Annotated in this window: 11 protein-coding genes; 7 read left to right on the top strand and 4 right to left on the bottom strand. The window is 58.6% G+C overall.

What is annotated here, in order from left to right:
- Positions 1-101: 101 nt before the first annotated feature.
- A complete protein-coding gene (locus KQ659_RS03985; RefSeq protein WP_226929818.1) occupies positions 102-8,147 on the top strand; it encodes a T9SS type A sorting domain-containing protein in 8,046 nt (2,681 codons plus the stop codon).
- A gap of 652 nt (positions 8,148-8,799) precedes the next feature.
- On the opposite strand, the gene KQ659_RS21760 is transcribed toward KQ659_RS03985, so the two are convergent.
- Positions 8,800-10,836: an IPT/TIG domain-containing protein gene (locus KQ659_RS21760; protein ID WP_216690203.1), complete on the bottom strand. Its 2,037-nt coding sequence runs from the start codon at positions 10,834-10,836 to the stop codon at positions 8,800-8,802.
- A gap of 392 nt (positions 10,837-11,228) precedes the next feature.
- Here KQ659_RS21760 and KQ659_RS03975 point away from each other — a divergent pair, with 392 nt between their 5' ends.
- From KQ659_RS03975 to KQ659_RS03945, 6 genes are all read left to right on the top strand, one after another.
- Positions 11,229-11,831, top strand: coding sequence for an RNA polymerase sigma factor (locus KQ659_RS03975; protein WP_226929815.1), 603 nt, complete (start codon positions 11,229-11,231; stop codon positions 11,829-11,831).
- Between the two features lie 103 nt (positions 11,832-11,934).
- A complete protein-coding gene (locus KQ659_RS03970; protein ID WP_216690204.1) occupies positions 11,935-12,318 on the top strand; it encodes a hypothetical protein in 384 nt (127 codons plus the stop codon).
- A gap of 117 nt (positions 12,319-12,435) precedes the next feature.
- Entirely contained in the window at positions 12,436-12,690 is a 255-nt protein-coding gene (locus KQ659_RS03965; protein WP_168673613.1) for an autorepressor SdpR family transcription factor, read from the top strand.
- A 28-nt stretch (positions 12,691-12,718) separates the two neighbouring features.
- On the top strand, positions 12,719-13,435 hold the full coding sequence (locus KQ659_RS22200; protein ID WP_216690205.1) for a DUF1648 domain-containing protein: 717 nt from the start codon (positions 12,719-12,721) through the stop codon (positions 13,433-13,435).
- Positions 13,436-13,622: 187 nt separating this feature from the next.
- Positions 13,623-14,027 (top strand): carboxypeptidase-like regulatory domain-containing protein, encoded by a 405-nt coding sequence (locus KQ659_RS03950; protein WP_216690206.1) that lies wholly within the window; start codon positions 13,623-13,625, stop codon positions 14,025-14,027.
- 612 nt (positions 14,028-14,639) lie between these two features.
- Complete coding sequence (locus KQ659_RS03945; protein WP_216690207.1) at positions 14,640-15,122, top strand: carboxypeptidase-like regulatory domain-containing protein; 483 nt, start codon at positions 14,640-14,642, stop codon at positions 15,120-15,122.
- Between the two features lie 79 nt (positions 15,123-15,201).
- On the opposite strand, the gene KQ659_RS03940 is transcribed toward KQ659_RS03945, so the two are convergent.
- The 3 genes from KQ659_RS03940 to KQ659_RS03930 form a co-directional block, all read right to left on the bottom strand.
- Positions 15,202-18,861 carry an ABC transporter permease/M1 family aminopeptidase gene (locus KQ659_RS03940; protein ID WP_216690208.1) on the bottom strand — a complete coding sequence of 1,220 codons (3,660 nt, stop codon included), beginning with the start codon at positions 18,859-18,861 and terminating at the stop codon, positions 15,202-15,204.
- Positions 18,862-18,929: 68 nt separating this feature from the next.
- Complete coding sequence (locus KQ659_RS03935; RefSeq protein WP_216690209.1) at positions 18,930-19,832, bottom strand: ABC transporter ATP-binding protein; 903 nt, start codon at positions 19,830-19,832, stop codon at positions 18,930-18,932.
- Between the two features lie 404 nt (positions 19,833-20,236).
- The gene (locus KQ659_RS03930) at positions 20,237-21,934 is read right to left on the bottom strand and encodes an outer membrane beta-barrel family protein (RefSeq protein WP_408610789.1); all 1,698 of its coding nucleotides are present in this window, start codon (positions 21,932-21,934) and stop codon (positions 20,237-20,239) included.
- Between the last annotated feature and the right edge of the window lie 93 nt (positions 21,935-22,027).

Below are 22,027 nucleotides of genomic sequence, written 5' to 3'. Positions count from 1 at the left end.
ACGGATTAATTATGCAAAATTCGTATAGTGTAAAACTATAACCACATTTCCTCATCCACTAATTTGCGCTTTTACCAAATCATTCACCATTCCTTCTTTTCATGAAATCATTCTTACTTGGATTATTATCCATATTCTGGAGTACGCTTGCAATGGGTCAGACCTTGTATACGTTCAATGGCGGCGGCACTACTGGCCTGTGGACTGACGCGGGCATCTGGACGACTGACCCTACGGGCTCAACGAGCATAAGCCCCCGCCTGCCAACCAGCAGTGATAACGTGGTAGTGACTAACAGCTTTGTTGTCACGCTCAGCAGCAAACTGCTGGCAGGTGCAACCCCCGCCAGCATTACCATCCAGCGGGGTGGGGTGCTGGACCTGACCAGCAAGACTTTTACCCCAGCGGCCCCTGCCTTCACGGGGACGCTAGGTCGCCTGGCTGGCCAGGGCACCCTTCGCATTGCGGCCCCTTACTTCCCAGCCGTGACGAACAACGATTTTGATGACCCTAATACAGGTACGGTCGAGTTTTACGACTGGACCACTACTACTTCGGCTTTGCCCCTGCCTGCCTCGGGCATGTACAATAGCCTGCGCCTGCTCAATACCACGGGTACCGCTTATACTGCCTATCTAGATGGGGACCTGAAGGTCAATGGCAACATGGTACTATCGCGCTCCAACACTACTGCTTTTCCCTCCGGCAACTCCAATGCCAACGCGACAGCAGCTACCGCCAACGCCGGCATTTTATTTAGAATCGGAAACGCGGCGGCCAGCCGTGCATTAAGCATTTATGGTGACATTACGATTGGAGCAGGCACGTTTTTGGGCGTTGGCACCACCAACAGTAGTACGCATATACTGACGGCGTACGGTAGTTTCATCAATAACGGAACGGTAAACCTGCACAATGGAACCGCTAACGACAATCAAGTAGCCACGCTTGTATTTTCGGGCGCTAGCAACGCCATTTTTGCCTGCAATGGCGACACCGACCTCGATATTCTGAAAGTTGATAAGGGCACCGACAGCCAGGTACTGCTTAACATCACATCTGCCGCTGGCTTATACGGCAACGCCCAAGGCAACTTGCGCCTCAATCACTTTGGTAGTGCCCGGCTGCTGGAACTGGCTAATGGAGTCACTAAAATCAACAGCGGCGTTTATCTGGCCAAAATTCATAATGGCACCTTTGCTGGTACTGGCGCTAATACAGGCTATTATGAGCTGGGGTCTACTACTACTAGCCCCACTTTGTGGGTGGCTGGTGGTACCGTAGTAAATACGAATGCGCTAGCGTTTGTTATTTATGGCACTTTACGTGTTTCTGCGGGCCTGCTCACATCAGTTACCTCCGATGCCATGGTTGTTCGGGAAGATGGTCAGATTCTTATTGAAGGCGGCAGAGTAACCGTCGACAAATTCCGTCCTTCTAGTACCTCTTCCGACCACCGGGGCTCTTTTATTATTACAGGAGGCACTTTTGAAGCAATTGGCACCTTTGCAGGAACTGGCGCAACTACGAATTTTGCCCGCTTTGCCATTCCTTACCAATCTCAGGCGTTCCGGATGACGGGTGGAACTATTCGCGTCGCGAACCCGGCAAACTGTACGGGCCTGTTTCACATCGGAGTAAACAGCAATAATGCCATTGTAACGGGAGGTATCATTGAATTACAGCTGCCAAACACTAATACAGACGCTAGTATTCTCACGACGGCTCCCCTGTGGAATCTACTTATCAAAAAGCCAACGCTCTCGGGTGGTTCAACCAGCAAGGCGGTGCTGGCCAACATCACATCGGAATACACCACGGGTGCCACTAATAATGCCCAGCCCATCACGGTGCTGAACAATTTCACGCTCGACGCCACTAACCCTACCACGTTTGATGCCAAGTCACTGGATGTAAACATCCAGGGCACGCTCGTTATCGGCGCGAACTGCTCCTACCTACCCGGCAATAATACAACCATCTTCAGCGGCCCACAAAACCAGCTGCTGACAAACAACGGCACCATCGGGACCACAGCGGGCGTCGGCACGTTCAACAACTGGACCATGGATAAATCGGCCGGTACGCTTACGTTGGGCGGCACGGTAACGACTTACCGGGTGCCGGCCACAGCCACGCTGGCGCTACTCAAGGGCGTGCTGAACGATGGTACGAAGACCATCAACGTGCTGGGCAATCTGGTGAATTCGGCCGCGCACACCAGCGCGGGCGGCGCGGGCAGCATTGTGCTGGCTGGCACCGCCAACCAAACGGTGAGCGGCGATGGCACCGGGGTATTTGGCAACCTTACAATCAATAATTCGAGGGCCACAGGCACCGTGGCGGTTACGCTAACGGCCAACATGAGCGTCGCCAGCACACTCATGTTGCTTAGCAACAACATTCTCGCCATTGGCTCAAACCGCTTAGCCTTGACGAATGTGCAAACAGATGCTTTGGGTACGGGTAATACCTTCTCTACGTCGTGCTTTATCCAGACATCTGGCAATCAGAGCGATTTGGGCTTGCAGAAAACATATGGCAAGGGCGACTCCTTCACTTTCCCGGTTGGGACGGGCCAAGGCGGCACGGCACGCTATGCACCAGCCAAAATTGAGTTGCGCCTAGCCTCTTCCGACCCGCTCGACAAGTTTGGGCGGGTAAGCGTGAGCCCGGTGAGTTCCCGCAATCCTTTTGTGACGGGTACTACCAATTCGCTGGCTTACTACTGGAAGGTTCGCAGTGCTGATTTTGGGTCTATTCCGGCTTCTTCGGTGTACGAACAGTTCACCATGACCAACGCGGTTGGTACCGGCACGGTGGCCAATTACGTACCTGCCCGCTACTTGCCCATTACCTGGATGAAATACCCTGCCAATGGCATGAGCGTTGGCGCTAGCCTTTCCTTTATCAACTTCAACGCCATCGATGATTTCGCTGGAGAATTCACGGCCGGCGAACCGACCGCGTTTGGCCCCATCACGGCTTTCTACAGCCGCACCAGTGGCAACTGGGAAGTACCCACTACCTGGAGCACCACCGGCTACAACGGCACGGCGGCAACTGCGGTGCCCGGTGCCGGCAACCCGGTGTTTATCGGCTCAGCTGCTGACGGGGCCAACCACACGGTGACCGTGACGGCCGACAATGCCAAAGCCGGCTCGCTGGTGATTGACAACGGCTCGACACTGGATGCGCAGGCCTTCACGGGGCTAAATTTTGGGGCCCTGCCGGACTCGAAGCCGGGCGGGTCGGGGGTGCTGCGTATTGCATCGGCTACCGTCCGTTCGGGGAAAAATAATGGCAATAATTCCTACGTGTACACCACTACTACTGTATTCCCAGGCGGTGATTTTGGGTCTTTCCTACAGGCTGGCGGCGGTACCGTTGAGTACTACACGACGACGACTCCCTACGTTAGCGACACGCCTGCTTATAACCAAGATGTGACGCTGCCCACGACCTCTTCTACGGGCCTATCGCTCAATTCTTACAACAGCCTGTGGCTGAATGCCATTGTAAACACCACCATCACGCTTCCTGGCCTGAACTTGCAGGTTTACTCGCAGTTTAAGTCGGGCACAGCTTCCAGCTTCGTGGGTGATGCTTACCTGAGTGGAGCCGCAACCGGAGATTTGCGCACCGGCTCGATGCTCGTGCAAGCCGGCGGCCTGCACTTTAACAATGGCACCGTTTGTAATCTTACGGTCGACACCGATGTGCAGGTTAACAGCGGGGCCACTTTCGACACCAATAGCGCGGGCGCAGCCGTCACGAACAATATTATCGTGAACGGCTCCATCACCAACAATGGCACGCTAAATTTCAATACCGGCGGCAAGACGGCCGCCCTTACTTTCACTGGCGACCAGACGGCTAACATCACGGGTCCTACGGCCAGCGCAACCACCCTGTACTCGCTCACCGTGAACAAGGGTACTGGCCGCACGGCCACACTGAACCTGGACGTGGCGGGCCCCCTAACTACGCCCACCAGCAACTGGCTGACCCTGACCAACGGCACGCTGCGCTACGCCAAGAATTCGGGCACGCAGCCCCTGACCATTCACAACGCGGCCAGCCCCTATCTCATCACCGATAACGCGGGCCTGACCGTGGACGCGCCGAATGCAGGAGTAACTGTAGCCACAAACACCAGCGCGGCCTCGGACCTGAAAATGGCCGGCCAGGTACAGGTACTGCAAGGGACGCTAAGCGTGGGCAGCGCCACCGGCACCGGCAATGACCTGGAATATGCCAGCGCCGGAACCCCGACGCTGAAAGTTGCCACCGGGGGCACCCTGTACGTAAACGGCCAGATTCGCCGCACGGTGACCAACCTCGACGGAGCCTTACGCTTCGACCAGAGCGGCGGCACCATCGACATCGACGGTCAGGGCGCCACAACTGCTCAGAACAACGAGCGGGGTTTGTTTGAGGTACAGGGCAAGGGCAGTATCTTCCGCATGAGCGGCGGCACCCTGAACCTGCACCGCTCCAACGGCCGACCCACCATCGCGGCCGACCTGTACCTGGCACCCGACTCGACGGTAGTGACGGGCGGGACAGTAGTGCTGGGCAACACCGCTGCCGGCGTGGGCAACGTGAGCATCAGCGTGAGCGCGACGGTACCGCTCTACGACCTGCGCGTAGCAACCGGTACCAACAACACGAACACCAACACCGGCCTACTCACGGGCGTGCTTGCGCTGGCGCTGAAAGGTTCGCTGACCATCGGCAACGACAACTCGTTCTTCAATGCCAACGGCTTGGACCTGAACATCTACCAGAGCCTCATCAACAACAACACCTCGGCCAGTACAGCCCTGAACGCGGGCGGTTTCCAGCCGATTTTGACTACGCAGACCACCAGCTTCCTGGGTGGCATTGCCACGCAGCTGCTCACGGGCACGGCCAGTAACCTGACCGTGTTTGGCGGCCTAGTACTGAACACGCCCCAGACCAACGGCAAGCTGCAGCTCGGCGGCAACGCACTGACGGCCGGCACCCTGACCCTGACCAAGGGCACGCTCGACGACAACGGCAAAACCCTGACGGCGCTAGGCGACGTGCTGAACTCGGCCACCCACACCAGCACGGGCACGGGCAGCATCATCCTGGCCGGCACTACCAATCAAACCATTGGCGGCAACGGCACGGGCCGCTTCGGCAACCTGACACTGAACAATGCTCTTGGTGCCACGAGCACGACCAACCAGGAAATCACCCAAGTGCTCAAGCTCACCAACGGCGTACTCACCATCGGCTCGAACCTGCTGTGGCTGAGCAACACAGCCGCCGGAGCGGTGACTGGCTTTGATGCCACGCGCTTCATCCGTACCAACGGCATCGTGGCCGACCAGGGCCTGCGCAAGAACTACCCCGCCAGCGCACTGAACTTCACTTTCCCTATAGGTGCGGCGGCCAAATACACCCCTGTGCAAATGAACCTGACCACCAACTCGGTGGCCGGCACCATCACGGTGCAGCCCATTGACCTGGCTCACCCCTCCACCACTGATGTTGCTGCCAAGGAGCTGAATTACTACTGGCAAGTAGGCAGCACGGGCTTAAGCGCCACACCTACGGTTACGCAGCAGTTCACTTTCATCGACAACGGCGTGGGCAACGACGTGAACGGCACCAAAGCCAGCTACAAGCTGGGCCGTTTCCTGAACGGGGCCTGGGTGCCCGTCGGCGGCATTAGCGGCAGTTCGGTAGATGCTACAGCCAATACCCTCACCAATACTGACGTCAACTACATCAGTGGCGACTACACGGGCGCGGAGGTTTCGGAGTTCAACGCAGTTGATACTTACTACAGCCGGAACGCTACGGCCGGCCTGGCCGCCGGCGCGGCCTGGAATCTGGCTTCGTCCTGGACGTTTAACTCAAACGGTACGGACTCCAGCCCGCTGCCTACCACCTTCCCCACCGTGGCCAACCCGGCGGTGATTCGCGCTGGTCACCTCATCAACTCGAACGGCCCCGGCCGTGGAGCAGCGACCCTGCAGCTGCTGGGTACGCTGGACCTGGCCGCCAACGCGGCCAATAATTTCAACGCCGTGACCGGTACCGGCACGTTGCGCATTGGCTCGGCCCTGTTCCCCGCCGGCAACTACAGCAACTTCGTAGCGCCCAACACAGGTAATGTGGATTTCACGGGTGCCGTGCAACTGCCGGCCCGCGACACGTACAATAATCTGACGTTCTCAGGTGCTAATACCAAGCAGCTGACCAACCTCGACCTGACCATCAACGGCACCCTGAGTGTGGCTGCCAACACGACCGTTAACAACCCCACCAGCCAGAACATCACCCTGACCTCAGCCACGAGCGGGGCTACGGTGGCCGGCACCTTCAACCTGAACGATGGCCAGCTGACGACAGGGGCTTCGCTCACGACGAGCAGCACTGGCATTGTGACGCTGGGGGCCGGCGCGGTAAGCCTGGGCACATCCCTGACCAACAACGGCTCGCTTACGCTGGGCAGTGGCAACTTCACTACGGGTACTTCGCTCACCAATGGAGGCACGTACGATGCCTCAACTGGCGCGGGTACCATCACGCTAGGCACCAGTTTCAGCAACAGCGGCACCTACCTAGCCGGTACCGGTAACCTAAACGCGGGCACCACCTTCACCAATTTGGCAGGCGGCAACTTTTCGGCCGCCACCGGTGAGGTGAATGCTAACGGAACCTTCACCAACGCGGGCTATTACATTGCCAACGCGACCAATCTGCTTCATGCCAACGCGGACTTCACCATTCCCACAGGCGGGAATTTTTTGGCGGGCTTTTCTACGATGGTGTTTCGCGGTAACTTTACCAATACTGGCAACTTCGACCAAGGCAACAGCCTGACGCAGTTTCTCACGGATGTTAATCATTCCGTCACCGGTAATACTACCTTCTGGGATTTGCAGAAGTTCGGGAGTAATACTCTCACATTGGGCACGAATACCAACATTACGGTAGTCGACCTGCTGACTTTGAAGAATGGCTTCCTCTACACGGGTCCGGCTGGTTCGACCAATATTATCAGCCTGACCAACACGGCTACTCAGCCCATTATCGGCAATACCCTGAGTTCTTACGTATCGGGCCGCCTGGCCATGACGCTGCCCAACGAAGCCGCCAGCATCCGGGTATTCCCAGTGGGTGCAGGTGGCCGCTACCGCCCTGTCACGATTAAGCCGCAGGGCGCTTCATTGAGCCCAGTGGTGCTGGTCGAAATCATCAACGGTGCGCCAGCTGGCACGGTCGATGGCACTTTGTCGAACCTCTCAGCCAACCGCTACTACCGTATTCATCTGCTGTCGGGCACCATCACCCAGCCCACCGTACAGTTGAGCTTCAACACTGATGTGGTGGACGAGGCCGTGACTGTGCCTGGTAACCTACGCGTGGCCCGTTCTAATGGCCCAAGCGGCCCGTGGAGCACGGCTGGCGGGGCTGGCGTATATTCTCCAGATGCGCCGCGTGGCTACACTATTTCAGCCGCTTCCCTTACTACTATCAACAGCACCTCCTACTTCGCACTGGCCTCGACCAACAAAGTGGATAACCCCCTGACGGGCTCTGCACCGCTGCCCGTCGAGCTTCTGCAATTCACAGCTACACTCAAAGGCTCGGCCGTGCACCTGGACTGGGCCACGGCTTCGGAAAAGAACAGCGCCTACTTCATGGTGGAGCGGTCGGCTGACGGCCATAGGTTTAATGAGCTTGGCCGCGTAGAGGCCCAGGGCAGCACCACCTTCCGCCACGACTACACCCTGGTTGATAACGCTCCGCTGACTGGCCTAAGCTATTACCGCCTGCGGCAGGTAGACAACGATGGCATCCTGGCCTACTCTCCGGTAGCTACGGTGCACTATGCTCCGGAAGGTGCCGCGCCGGTTCTGCAGGCCTACCCCAGCCCCGCCACCCACGACGGCTTCCAGGTAGCGGTTACCAACCTCACGGGCAGCGCGGGTAGCACGGTACAGGTGTTCGATAACGTAGGCCGCCTGGTATTCACGCAGGCCGTGGATGCCAACACTATGCAAGCCGCCATTAAGCCGACTCACCCACTGGCCTCGGGCATGTATTTCGTAACCTGGACAACGGAGAGTGCTAAGCTGACCATCAAAGTAGTGATAGAATAGCGTAGCGTAATTTTCCTGAATCCTGCTTCAACAACCCCGGCTGTTCATGCAGCCGGGGTTGTTCATTTTGAGCTCATTGCCGTGGTCGAGCTTTCGCACTAAAATTTCATACAGGGTTCCGCAGGGCTAAATCGCTATGCCATGTTGTATCCTGCTGTACCACTTAACGGAAACACTGCGGGTCCCTGCGGTTTAATTCTGCGGAGCATTGCATGAGAGCAATAAAAGTATTTGGTACGCAAGCTCTGCCCCGTCAGAGCATTTTCCTTCGTCGGTAAGATGGTTGCCGACGGCTTGCTACTTCGCAACCGGGGTCAGGTAAGCAGCCAGTAGCTTTACCTATATCATAAGCCACTGAAAAAAATGGTGATTACCCATCACCAGACTATAGAGTTGTTTAGAAAGTCACAAAAGGTACTCAAACGGTCATGCAGAGCGCAGCGCAGCATGACCGTTTGAGTACTTTCTAAACAGCTTCTATCTATCGCTCAGGACTAACACCTTATAAGTGCTTGAACCGGTCAACCTAATCACCCGGACAAACACACATATCACTACCCTTTCGCACAAAAAAAGAGCCCCACCGGAAAACTCCGGTGGGGCTCTTTTTTTGCTGTAGGCGGCCGATTTGGGGAGGCTGCCCGGTTGCTGCTTAGCGCTTCTCGATGCGCCGCACGGCGATTAGACCACTCTGCCGCACTTCGAGGAAATACACGCCGCTGGCCAGCGTGGCGGGCAGCGCCAAATGCTTGTCGGCTCCTAGCGGGGCCGGGGCCAGCACCAGGCGGCCCGTCAGGTCGCGCAGGGCCACGGTGGCCGGTGCTGCTGAAGGCAGGTCTACCGTCAGGTGGTCGGTGGCGGGGTTCGGGAACACGCTTAGGCCGGGTAGCGCCTGGCTGGCCAGCGTGGCCGACACCAGGTTGAATGACGTGGCGCTGGTGGTCGTGCCACCCGGCGTCGTCACCGTGAGCAAACCGGTTACGCTGCCGGTGCCGGCAGGCAGCACCAAAGTAATGGTAGTGGCATTCACCACCGTGAAGTTAGGCACGTTGAACGAGCCAATGCGCACAACTGTAGCTCCTGTAAAGTTGGTACCCGTGATGGTTACCGACGTACCAGGGCCGCCCGTGGTGGGTGTAAAGCTCGTGATGGTGGGCACTGGCACGGTCACGGTGAACGTAGCACCGGCCGAAGTTCCCCCGCCCGGTGCGGCATTGATTACCGTCACGCCGCAGGTGCCAGCCGTGGCAATGGCAGCAGCAGGTACGCTGGCCGTCAGCTGGGTAGCCGAGACGAAGGTTGTGGCCAGGGCCGTGCCGTTGAAGCTCACAACCGAACCGCTGTAAAAGCCCGTGCCATTAAGTGTCAGGGTAAAGGCTGCCGCGCCGGCCACAGCGGTGGCGGGCGTCAGGCTGCTGATAACTGGCAGCGGGTTGGGGGCCACCACGGTGAACGTGCCCGTGCTGGTGGCCATGCCCCCGGCCGTGGTAACGGCAATAGTGCCCGAAGTGGCCCCGGCCGGCACCACGAAGGTGATGGTACTGGCATCTACTACGGTGAAGCCCGTCACTGCTACGCCATTCAGGGTGAGGGCTGAGGCACCAGTCAGGAAAGAACCTGTGACGGTGACCGTGGTACCTACCGGCCCGCTGGTGGGGCTAAAGCTGGCAATCAGCGGGGCCGGCGCTACCGGCGCGAAGGCAATGCCCCGAAAGGCCGTATTGGTAGCGGCCGTGGCCACCGGTGCCGGAATGCTGGTTAGCGTCGGGGCCACGTTGTAGCCGGTATTGTCGGAAAGCAGGTAGAGCCCGGTGGCGCTGGTGGCTACTAGCGACACCGTAGTGCCGGTGGTATTGCCATCGAGGCCGCGCACCATGGTCGTGGCCGACCCGGCGATGATGCCATTCAGCGTCCAGGTGCCGGCCACCAGGCTCCATTTCTGAATGCCGCCGCCGGTACCGCTGCGGTCATCCGCCACATATAGTACATCCACGCCGGGTACAGTCGTGCTCAGGTCAGCAAAGTAAAAGCCGTAGGGGCTGGGGCCAGCGGCAGTGGCAGGAAAGCCGGGCAGGATGGCAACGGTTTGTCCCGCCGCCGTAGGCAGGCCCGTACCCACGGCACTCAGACCGATGTAAGAGCTGGAAGCGGTCGAGATGTAGAGGTTGCCCCCGGCCACGGCCACGCCGCGCAGGTTGGTGGGCGAGGTGTTTAGCTGCGTGGGATTGAACCCACCGAAGGTAACGTACTGCACTCCCGAGTTGCCGCCCACTACGTACAAATCCGTGCCATCGGCCGAGGCCACGGCGCGTACGTTAGAGGCATTGAAGGCGCTACCGAGGCTCGTGCTGGTGTCCACGCTGCCATCGGGGCTCACCACGCCTACTACGCGGGCCACGTCGGCGGCTTGGGAGCTGGCCACGGCAGCGGTGCCCGGGGAGGTGCCGTAGCCGGCCAGCAGCAGGCTACGGCCATTGCCGGTACGGGACAACACTAATTCCGAAGTGGAGTTGCCACTGGCAGTAAGAATGCGGTTGTTACCGGTCACGGCCGTAGGCAGTGCCACCGACTGCACTAGCACTCCAGCCGGCGTGTACTCATCCAGGTATATGACTGTGGCCACCGCGGTCAGTGTGGCGGTGCCATCGCCTACGCGCGTCACCACAATGTTGCCCGGCGTGAAAGGCACGGCCGATGCTAGGAACGGACATAAATACAGCCACCCAACGAGGCAAACCAACAATTTGTTAAAGTAGAAATAATTCATGGTAAAAAGTGAAAACAGGAAAGAAGGTGAAAGGGGTATTCCGTGGCAATAAAGTTTAATTCAAAAGTACTAACCGCCATCCAATAGCCTGGCTGACATCAGGATTGACATCGCAAATAGTATAACTTTTTCCGTAAATGTTATCTATTTTAGGCAGCAAACCCAATACGTGGTCCCGCAGGCAACCCATCGACTACCGCTACCGCTGGCCATCGCCCCCGATATGAAAGGCTACCCACTGGTTTTGGTGCACAAATCGAAAAGTTGTAAAGTAATTTCAACCCGCCAGCGTCTGTTTATTCAGAATGACAACCATGGCACTTTCGCTCCCCTCTCCCCTCCTGCCGATGTCGGCCTCGCAGCAAGACCGCCAGATTGCTGAAACTGTGCGCCAGCAGCGGCCCCGGCTGCTGCAGTTCATCCGGCGGCGCATTCCGGATGAGGCCGAGGCCGAAGACCTCCTGCAGGACGTTTTCGCCGAGCTCGTAGAAAGCTACCGGCTGCTCAAGCCCGTGGAACAGGCGGCGGCCTGGCTCTTCCGGGTGGCCCGCAACCGCATCACCGACCTCTACCGCCGCAAGCGGCCAGTGAGCCTGGAGGCAGCCTTTGGCGCCGCCGAAGCCAGCGACGACGGTGAGGGCCTACTGCTGGCCGACCTGCTCCCCGCCCCCGACGACTCGCCCGAAAACCGCCTGCTGCGCGAAACCCTCATGGAAGCCCTCAGCGATGCCCTGGCCGAGCTACCGGTGGCCCAGCGCGAAGTGTTTGTGTGGCACGAGCTGGAGGATAATACCTTCCGCCAGATGGAGGAAGAAACCGGCGTGCCGCTCAAAACCCTGATTTCGCGCAAGCACTACGCCGTGCTGCACCTGCGCAAGCGCTTGCAAAAGCTCTACACCGAACTATTCACCGACTAAAGGTGAAGTGGTGAAATAGTGGGCTTGATGTTCTGCCAACCTCGTCGGCCGCATCAAATCCTAGTCTATCTAACCACCTCACCCTTTCACTATCTCACCTATCATGAACCGTAAATTCTGGCTGCTGCGCGGCCTTCGCTTCTTCTTCTTTGCGGCGCTCTTTGTTGCCGTAGTCGGGTTTGCCACACAGGCCCTCTGGAACTGGCTGATGCCGGCGCTGTTCCGCCTGCCGGCCATCACGCTGGGCCAAACCTACGGCCTGCTACTGCTGAGCCGTATCCTGTTTGGTGGTTTCCGGGGCGGGCAGCCCGGCGGCTGGGCCCGCAAGCGCCGCGAGTGGAAGCAGCGCATGGCCGGCCGCATGGAGCACCTCAGCCCCGAAGCCCGCGAGAAATTCCGCCAGCAAATGCAAAGCCGCTGCGGCATGGCCTCCTGGGGCCGCCGCCCCGAAACGGCCGCCGAAACCCCGGCGCAGCAGCCGGCCTAGCGGCTGGCAAGGTTCGGCCCAATCCACAAACTATGTTAGCAGCGCGGCCCTTTTTGGGGTCGCGTTTTTTTATTTCGATTTTATTTAGATATTTGCCTAATTATTGAAACACCCTGTATGAATGCTCTTTTCAAAGCCCTGAACGACCCCACGCGCCGCGCCATTCTGGAGCGGCTGCGCGGCGGGCCGGCCACCGCCGGGGCCATTGCCGAGCAGTTCCAGTTCTCGGCCCCCACCATCAGCCACCATCTCGACCTGCTGCGCCAAGCCGACCTCGTGACCAGCCAGAAGCAAGGCCAGTTCGTGGTATACACCCTCAACATGACCGTATTAGACGAACTACTAGGCTGGCTTTACCAATTCAAGTCCTAACCTTTTCACCGCTCTTTTTGCCCTACTCATGAAGAAGAACCTACTCATCTGGCAACTGCTCACGCTCGGGGCCATGCTGGCCCCGTCGCTGTATCTGCTTTTTGTGTGGCCGCAGCTGCCGGCCCAGGTGCCTACGCACTTCGACAGCGCCGGACAGCCCAACGACTACATCGGGCGCGACCACATGTGGCTGCTCATGCTGGGGGCGCCACTATTTGTGGCGTTCTTTTTCACGATACTGCCCTATCTCGACCCCAAACGCCGGCTCGACAGTAGCAGCGTAAATTTCCAGAAGCTGCGCCTTGCAATGGTGGCCATGCTGGGAGGGCTGTTAGCCTACGGCCTGTATATGGGGCTGCACCCCGGCACCACAAGCCGGGGCATAACAGTGCTGCTGGGCCTGTTTCTGGCCTTTATGGGCAACTATTTAACCACAAGTACAGCCCAATTACTTCGTAGGCATCCGCACGCCCTGGACGTTGGAAAGCCCTACCGTGTGGGCCCGTACGCACCGCATAGGTGGCATGGTCTTTTGCCTGGTGGGGGTCCTGCTTATCGGGCTGGCGCTGATAGTACCGGCCCGACAGATGAATCTGGTACTCGTGGGGCTGATACTGCTTACAACGGCATTTTGCTATGGTTACTCCTACTTCGTTTTCCGGCAGGAAGAGCAGCGGCGCAATGTGGTCTGAATCGCCTATTATACAATAATCAGCTGATAACTGATTATTGTATAATTAGTTAATTCTAATAGAAAACCTCCACACTAATAGTGCGGAGGTTTTTTTATGGATGCTGAGCCGGTGCGCTAACTAATAATTGCGCTTATCCCAGAATAAAAGCGAATTTATTATTACAAATGCTTGCAACATACTATGATTTTATTGTACGTTTGTATTCTGCAATAAATAATATTATTAGTGCAATTCGCCATGAAATTCGGCCTTACTTCCACCGTTGCTGCTGTCGGTTTTTTGTTGGCCGCCATGCCCAGCCAGGCACAATATGCTTATACCCAAGCGGGTGAAAAGATGGAAGAAGCAGCCGGCACCGACCCGGAAGAAGGCACTAAAACCGTCACTACCAAAGTTATTCATGGCATGATACAGGGCAAAACAGGTGTATTACCCGGAGCTACGGTTTGGCTACACGGCAGCCACACCATTGTGGTAACCAACTCGGAAGGTGAATTCGAGCTGCGCGTGCCCAGCAACACGAAAGAAGTAGAGCTGACCTGCGGCTACGGGGGCCTGCGCGAAGAAGTAGTGCATCTGGCAGCCGTGCAGGCACTGGGCTCGGTGTACCTGCTGCGCGATAAAGGCCCGGCTACCCAATGATTCCTTCCCGCCCACTTTCCTCTTGCTACTAGCTACCACACCTCTTTTCTGCAACCCCAATTGCTAAACCCTGGCCTCATAGGCCAGGGTTTTTCTATTTGATACTCCTAGAGAGGTTTCGGATTCTATGTACACGATGTAGAGACGCAACATTTTACGTCTCGTCGTTGAACGACCGGGACCGCACAAACCTGCGCGGTTATAACAACATCAGCAACGACGAGACGCAAAATATTGCGTCTCTACATCGTGTACACGGACCTTGAATTTGCTCTAAAGTAAAGCAAGGTGCGGGTACAAGCCCGGCCGGATATGTACAACTGCTCGTTCGCAAGCTGCAGGGACGGGCACAATGGGTTACGGCTCATTACTGAGGGAAATTACTCGACGGTCCTGGCGTGGGTTGTGCAACGGCGAGATGCAAAACGTAGCGTCCCTATATCATTCTTACAATACACTCTGCAAGGAGTGCAAATGCGCTAGCTAATTCATTGCTTTGGCAAATCCAGTCATTCACCGGCGGTTTGATACAGTTGGGCGAGGCGGGTCATTATCCCACAAATGCAATGCGACATTTGTATCATTCAAAAATATCTGATACTTATCACCGCCATGCGCTTCTCCTCCTCTATACTCGTCGTCGCCGTTTTTGCCTGTGTTATCAACCTGGCTACTTTTACGGCGCAGGCCCAACGTGGCTTTACCGGCGCTGCTTTTGCCCTGGCGACTGATACCGACGGCGGGACCATGGGTACTAAGCCGGAGAAGAGGGTGCTCATGGGCAAAATCACCAATCCGGCCGGCCCGCTGCCCGGCGCCGTGGTTATCCTGACGGCCTCCAAGCAAATGGCCGTGACCAACGCCGACGGCGAGTTCAAATTTGAAGTACCAGCCAACGCCGGAGCCCTCGATGCGCTGGTGACTTACGCCGGCTACGCCGATGAAAAAATGACCCTGAATGCCTCGGCCGACGAGTCGACGGTGAGCCTGACCAATGCCCGCGTAATCGTGGTATCGCGCAAGCAGCAGCTCAAGCGCTACCTCAAAACGGCCCACAAGCAAGTGAAGCGCGACCTGCGCCAGGTGCGCAAATAATCGCACGGCGGCTGCCCGAATACAAAAAATCCCCGACCACTTTGGCCGGGGATTTTTTTGTGCGCCTGTGCTTCCAGCCCTACAGGTCTTTGGTGTTATCGTCGAGCTGCCGGTCCATTAGCAGGTGGTAGGGGTCGATGGCGACGGAAGCGGGCTTTTTGCTCACCACGAAGCGCAGCTGGTTGTCGCCGGTGCGCAGGCGGCGCTTCTGGAGCAGCAGCGGGGCCACGGGCTTTTTATCCTTGCCCATTTCGGGGAAAATGGCCACGGGCAGGGCGTCGCGGGTTTGGTCGGCGGGCTTCTGGGCGCCCAGACTGTCTGCATAAAACTTGGCCGATTTCACCGTGAAATCGACCTGATAGCGGCCGTCGGGCAGCTTTCTGCTGGTGGCGGCCGTCACGCGGTTGTCGTAGAGCGTGATGCGCTCGAACTGGTCGGTGAGGTAGGGCTGGAGCGAATCGGGGGCGGCGCGGCGCAGGTAACCGATGAACTCCGTCGAGTTGGTGTAGGGCGGCTGCTGGTAGGCCACGGCGGCCACGTACTTTTTGAGGGCCGCATTCAGGGTGGCCTCGCCGAGGTAGTCCTGCAGGCCGTACATCACCACCGAGCCCTTGGCGTAGTGGATGTACTGCTGGTTTTCGACCAGCGCCAACGGCACTTCCTTCTTCTGCTCGAAGGCGCGGCCGGTGAGGTAGCGGTTCATGTCGAACTTAAGGAAGCGCTGCATGGTGGCCGGGCCATTGTGCGCCCGCAGCACCATCAGGGCCGAATATTCGGCCATGGCTTCGGCCAGGAGCGTGCTGCCCTGCACGTTGCCGCCTATTACCTGGTGCGCCCACCACTGGTGGCCTACTTCGTGGGCCGTCACGTAATAGGGGTAGTTCAGGTCTTCGGGGTCTTTGTCGTTCACGTTGGCAATGAAGCCGATGGCTTCGGAAAAGGGCACCGTGTTGGCAAAGCTTTGGGCGAAGGACTGGTAGCGCGGAAACTCCAGAATACGCAGTTGGCGGTGCTGGTAGGGCGAGAAGTTTTTGGAGCAATACGCCAGCGCATCCCGTGCGCCCTCGGCCATGCGCTTGAGGTTGTACTCGTGGCCCGGCTGGTAGTAGATAGTGATGGGAATGGTGCGGTGTCCGGCCGTGTCAACCCACTGGCTCTTATACTCTTGGTAGCGCGCCGAGAGAAAGGTGTAGAAGTTGAGCATGGGCCGGTCCATCACGTAGGTGAAGTAGCGGCGGCCATTTTTCACCCACTCCTTTTGCAGGTAGCCGGGGGCAATGGCGGTCTGGTCGGCCTCGGTGCTCACGGTGGTGCGGAAGCGAATCCAGTCGGCATCCTGGCTGATGTAAGTGTTCTGGCGCGCCTTCAGGTCGTTCACGGGGGCCATGCGGGGCTTGGGTTTCAGGCCGTAGTTTTTGCGGTCCTGGTCACCGGATAGCTCGGCGCCCTCGCGGTAGCCCAGGCCGGGCAGGTAGTTGCTGCTGATGAAGGTGCCGTTGTACACGATGTCGGTATTCGTGCCCGTGCTGGGGAAGCCGCGCTCCTGGTACAGAATATCCATGCCGAGGGCCAGCGAATCGCCGGGGGCCAGCGGCCGGGCCAGGCGGTAGAGGAGCACGCCGTAGGTGGTATCGTTCAGGGCCAGGGTGGCCTGGCCGGGCTGGCCCAGCGTGATGGAGCGCACGCGGGGGTTTTGCTCCACGGGAATGCTCACGATGACGGTATCGAGGGCGCGGGCGTGCTTGTTCACCAGCGTGAACCGGCCCCGGAACCGCACTGCGCGGGTGCTGGGGAAAATCTCCGTGTTCATATCCACGGCCGTGATGCGGGGCTGGGCCACGTCTTTGAAGCGGCGGTACTGCTTCTCGTAGGCTACCTGGCGCTTCTCACCTTCCTTGGGCGTCAGGTATTTGTTCAGCACGTTGGTGTTGTAGAAGATGTAGCCACCCGTACCCAGGCTGATGAGCAAGCCCAGGGCCAGAGCGGCGGTGCTGCCGGCGCTCCAGCGGCGGCGGGCTTCGCGCAGGCGGCCGGTGGTGTCGGTACCGCGTGTCCAAAGCAGGCTGGCCAGCAGCACCAGTAGCAACGCCACGCCGGCCCACAGCAGCTTGGTCCACCAGAAGGCGGGCAGGAAGTGCGCGTAGCCGTTCATGTCCGAATACTGGCCGGGTGTGGGGCCGCCGCCGTAGCCCAGCAGCCGGTGGCCAAAACCAATCTGGCTCCGGAAAATATTGGCTACGTAGTACATCACCATCACCGCGAAGCCCAGGTACTTGTTGTTCACCACCACCTGCGTCACCATGCTCAGCACGCACAGCAACAGCAGGAACGGCAGCTCATACAGAAACAGCGCCTGCAAATACTGGCCGATTTCGTAGTGGAAATAGCCTTTGAAGGTCTGAATCAGCAGGCCACAGACCATCACCACGGCCAGCAGCACTACCTGCACCAGCCCCAGCGCGGCCAGCTTGCTCAGGAAAGGCACCCAGCTGGGCACGGGCACGGCATCGGTAATCTGGGCCACGCCGGCCTCGCGCTCGCGCCACACCAGCTCGCCGCTGTAGAAGATGATGATGGCCAGAAAGAACAGGAAAAACGAGCCGGTGATGGCTTGCAGCACCTCGTAGGTGACGGGATAAGTAGCGGTATCGAAGGTTCGGCCAACCTGCGACGAGGTGGCCAGCAGCAGGATAACACCCGCTCCCGCAATGGCCAGAAAGTAGCGACTGCGCACAATGCCGCGAAACTCCAGTTTGGTCAGGCTCCACCACTGGCGCAGGCTCATGGCCCCGCTGAATACCTGCGCCACGCGCGGCAGGCGCAGGCCGCCGGGCTGGGCAGCGGGAACCGCTTCGGCCGCCAGGACATCGGCGGCAGCCACGCGGCGGCTCTTCTTATCGGGCTTATCCGAGGCGAAAGCTGAGAACCGGAACCGGGCGTAGCACAGGCCCAGCAGACCTAAGCCTACCGCCAGCCACACGGCCCGGTTCAGCAGCACATAACTGGAGAGGGGCAGCAGCAGGGAGTTTTTTTCGGCCGAAGTCCAGTAGCGGGTGGTGAATTCGATGGCCGATATGCCGAAGGCATCCAGCGCGGCTACCAGGTGCTCATTCTTGAGGTCCTGCAGGTAGGCCGTGGCCACCAGGTACACCACCAGCAGCAGCACCGAGCCGATATACGTGCTCAGAATATTGCGCGAAAGCGTAGCTCCCGTGAAGAAAATAGCGCCCGAAAACAGCAGATTGGGCAGCACCAGCACGAGGTAGGGCCACACGTAGGTACCGGCCGGGGCCACGGCCAGAAACCGCTCGGCCGCCACCCAGGGCATCATACCGGCCACGGCCGCGCCCAGCCCGATACCGCTGAATACCAGCACCGAAATCAGGTAAGAGCCAAAAAACCGCCCGCCCAGATACCCAAATTTGCTGATGGGCGTGGTGTAAAACAGTGAATGCGTACGGTACTCGAAGTCGCGGTACACGGGGTTGCCCATCAGGGAGGAAGCGATGATGACGCCGAACACGCTGAGCACCGCCGTGATGATGTTGAGCGAGAACGGGGCGTTGATTTTCACCGTCTGGCCGTCGCCGCCAAGGGCCACTTTCACGCCCGTACCGAAGCCGCCGCCGGCCGCCGTTACCAGCAGAAAAGCCATGGCGAACAGCAGCAGAAAATAAATCCAGGTAGCAGGCCGCCTGAGGCGGTATTTGAGTTCAAAAAGAAGTATTGGGAGGAACATGTGGTCAATTAAAAATGATGAATTAAAAATTAAGAATGAGGTGGACGCAAGCCGCCCAGCTGAGCTCATTAGGCCGTGACGGGGCCATTTTTAATTTTTAATTCATAATTTTTAATTTCCGAAAAATACACGTCCTCCAAATCCGGATTCACGGCCTCAAAGCCGCTGTCGGGCGCGGAATCGGCCAGGATGTGCACCACGGTTTTGCCCGCAAAAAGGCGCGAGCTGATAACCTGCTGGCTGGCTTGCAGCGCTGGCAGTTCGGCTTTTTCAATAAGCTTGCGCCATATTTTGCCTTTCAGGTTGCCCATCACCGAAACCGGGTCGCCGGTGAGCAGCACTTCGCCCTTGTTGATGATGGCCATATGGCGGCACAGGTCGGCTACGTCGCTCACAATGTGGGTACTGAGAATCACCACCAGGTTTTCGCCAATCTCGCTCAGCAGGTTGTGGAAGCGGTTGCGCTCGGCGGGGTCGAGGCCGGCGGTGGGCTCGTCCACGATGATGAGGCGCGGGTTGCCCAGCAGCGCCTGCGCAATGCCGAAGCGCTGCTTCATGCCGCCGGAATAGCCGCCCACGTGCTTTTTGCGCACGTCATACAGATTGGTCTGGTGCAGTAGGGCGGCCACCATTTCCTTGCGCTCCCGGCCGTTGGCAATGCCTTTGAGGGTGGCGAAATGGTCGAGCAGCTCCTCGGCGCTCACGCTGGGATACACGCCAAATTCCTGCGGCAGGTAGCCCAGCACGCGGCGCACGGCCTCTTTATCGCGCAGCACGTCAATGTCGTCGAGCATGATGGAGCCCGTGTCGGCGTCCTGCAGGGTGGCGATGGTCCGCATCAGGCTGGATTTGCCCGCGCCGTTGGGACCCAGCAGGCCAAACATCCCGTTGGGGATGTCAAGCGTGACGTTTTTGAGGGCCTGCGTGCCGTTGGGGTAGGTTTTGGAAAGATTGGTAATCGTGAGGGCCATGCTTTTTTGCAGAATATGAAGAATGTAAGCCAGAAGGCACTGTGCGCTACAGAAATCGCCAGAGGTGGCGATTCATTACAGAGAGTTGACCAAAGAGATGCACGGCCCGGCGAAGGGGTTGCCTGGGTATTGTTAAAAGGCGTTGCAGTAGAGGCACAAAAACGGTCATGCCCCTCGCTCTTTCGGAGTTGCACTCCAAAAGGTGCCTTGGTGGGGAGTTATACTCCCCGTTGATGCGCTTTGCTCTTTCGGAGTTGCATTTCGAAAGCTGCCTTTGGGGGAATCACACCCGCCATTGGTGCCAGCCGTGATATACAAAGCGGAGTATAACTCCGCCACAGCGCAGCTTTCGGAGTTATACTCCGAAAGAGCAACGATGCCATGGATTCAGCACCATCCCCCCCCTACTGCCCGCCCTGCTTGCTGCCGCCGCCGCCCTTCACATCGTCGTTCGAGATGGACTTGCGCTGCTTGGTTTGCTGGGCCTGGCCGAAGCGGTAGTTGAAGCTGAGGCGGAATGAACGTTGGTAGGAGTAGTTACGGTTGGTTTCGCTGAAGGTGGGCGTGTCGGTGGTGTTGCGGTAGAGCCAATAGTCGTTGAAGGGAGCGGCGATGTTCAGCACCACGTCGGCTTTGTCCTTGAGGAAGGTCTTTTTGACGCCCATCTGGTAGTAGAGGTTGGCCGCGCCCTGGCCCTGCAAGTCGGGCGAAGGCAGCGAAGCATACACGTACCCCTGAAGCGTGAAGTTTTTGGGCAGCTTATAGGAGGAATTCAGGTTGAGGCCCGCCGTGAAGCCGCGCCGCTCGATGCCCAGCGACGGGCTGCGGCGCACGATGTACTGAATATCCGGCCCGCCGCTAATATCCCAGCCCTTGGCCGGCTTGGCCGAGCCGTAGCAATTGAGCTGGTAAAACGCATTGGAGGCCACGTTGGCGTAGGTCTGCCGGGTCACGCCGCTGGCATCAGGCCCCAGGCGAATCGACTCGATGGCATTGCCCGTGCGGCGCATCGAGGCCGCGATGTTGAGCGAGCCCGCCTTGCCGTTGGTGTTGAAGCTCAGCTCGTAGGAATCGGTCAGCTCGGGGCTCAGGGCGGGGTTGCCGTACACGAGGTTTTTCGGGTCGGAGCGGTCCACGAAGGGGTTGAGGTAGTCGATGTAGGGCCGGGTGATGCGGCGGCTGTAGGCCAGGCGCACGCTGTTGTTGTCGCTGAAAGCGTACTGCGCGTTGCCATTGGGCAGCAGCGAGAGGTAGCTGCGCACGAAGCTGGTGTCGTTGGTGCGGAAATCGGCCGAAATGGCGGTGCGCTCCAGACGGCCGCCCAGGCTCACGCTCAGCTTCTTGCTCAACTTATTGATGTAGGTGGCGTAGCCGGCCTGCACGTTTTGGCCGTAGCTGAAATCGGTGGAGCGGCCGGGCAGGCGCACAAAATCCTCGGTCTGGCCCCGGGTCAGGCCATCGACGTTGGCCACCGAGCCAGTATTGCGAAAAATGGCTTTTAGGCCCGTTTCCAGGGTTTGCTTCTCGCCGAAAGGCTGGGTGAGGTCGGTTTGCAGCGTTACTTCGCTGCCCGGCGTGCGGCCCCGGCTGCGCTCGCGGTAGTTGGCGCGGCCCACTTCCAGGTTGGTGGTGGAGTTGAGATACTGGTCGAAATCGTAGCCAAACGTGCCGCTATTATTGGCGTACTGGCCCAGCACGCTCCACTCCTTTCGGGGCAGAGCGAAGGTTTTGGTGTAGGTGCCGGTCAGCTCGCCATTGAGGCCGCTAAACTTGCTGTTGGTGGCGCGGGTGAAGAGCTGGTTGTCCTGCGGGCGGGCGGGCGACACGAAGTCGTTCAGCATGTTATTGTAGTCGTGGCCGGCGTAGCGGTTTACCGAGGCGGCCAGCGACAGGCTCTGGTGCTCGCTCAGGTCGTAGTCGAGGCCCACCGAGCCATACATCCACTGGCCGCTGTAGTTGCCCACACCCTGCTGGGTCAGGGTCGAGTTATCGGTTTTACCGAAGCGGGTGCGCTCCGACCGGTTCGGCCCGTGCCAGCCGCCCGTGCCACCCGAGGAAGTGAAGCCCAGTTTCTTGGTTTTGAAGTTAAGCGAGCCGTTCACGCCCGAATTCCGGTTGCCGCCGCTCGCCCCAATGCGGCCGTTAAGGCCCTGCTCCACCCCCTTTTTCAGCACGATGTTGATGATGCCGGCGGT

The sequence above is a fragment of the Hymenobacter siberiensis genome (assembly GCF_018967865.2).
GTDB lineage: Bacteria > Bacteroidota > Bacteroidia > Cytophagales > Hymenobacteraceae > Hymenobacter > Hymenobacter siberiensis.
Note: the sequence above shows the minus strand (reverse complement) of the source record. Positions and strands in the feature narration are given on the sequence as shown.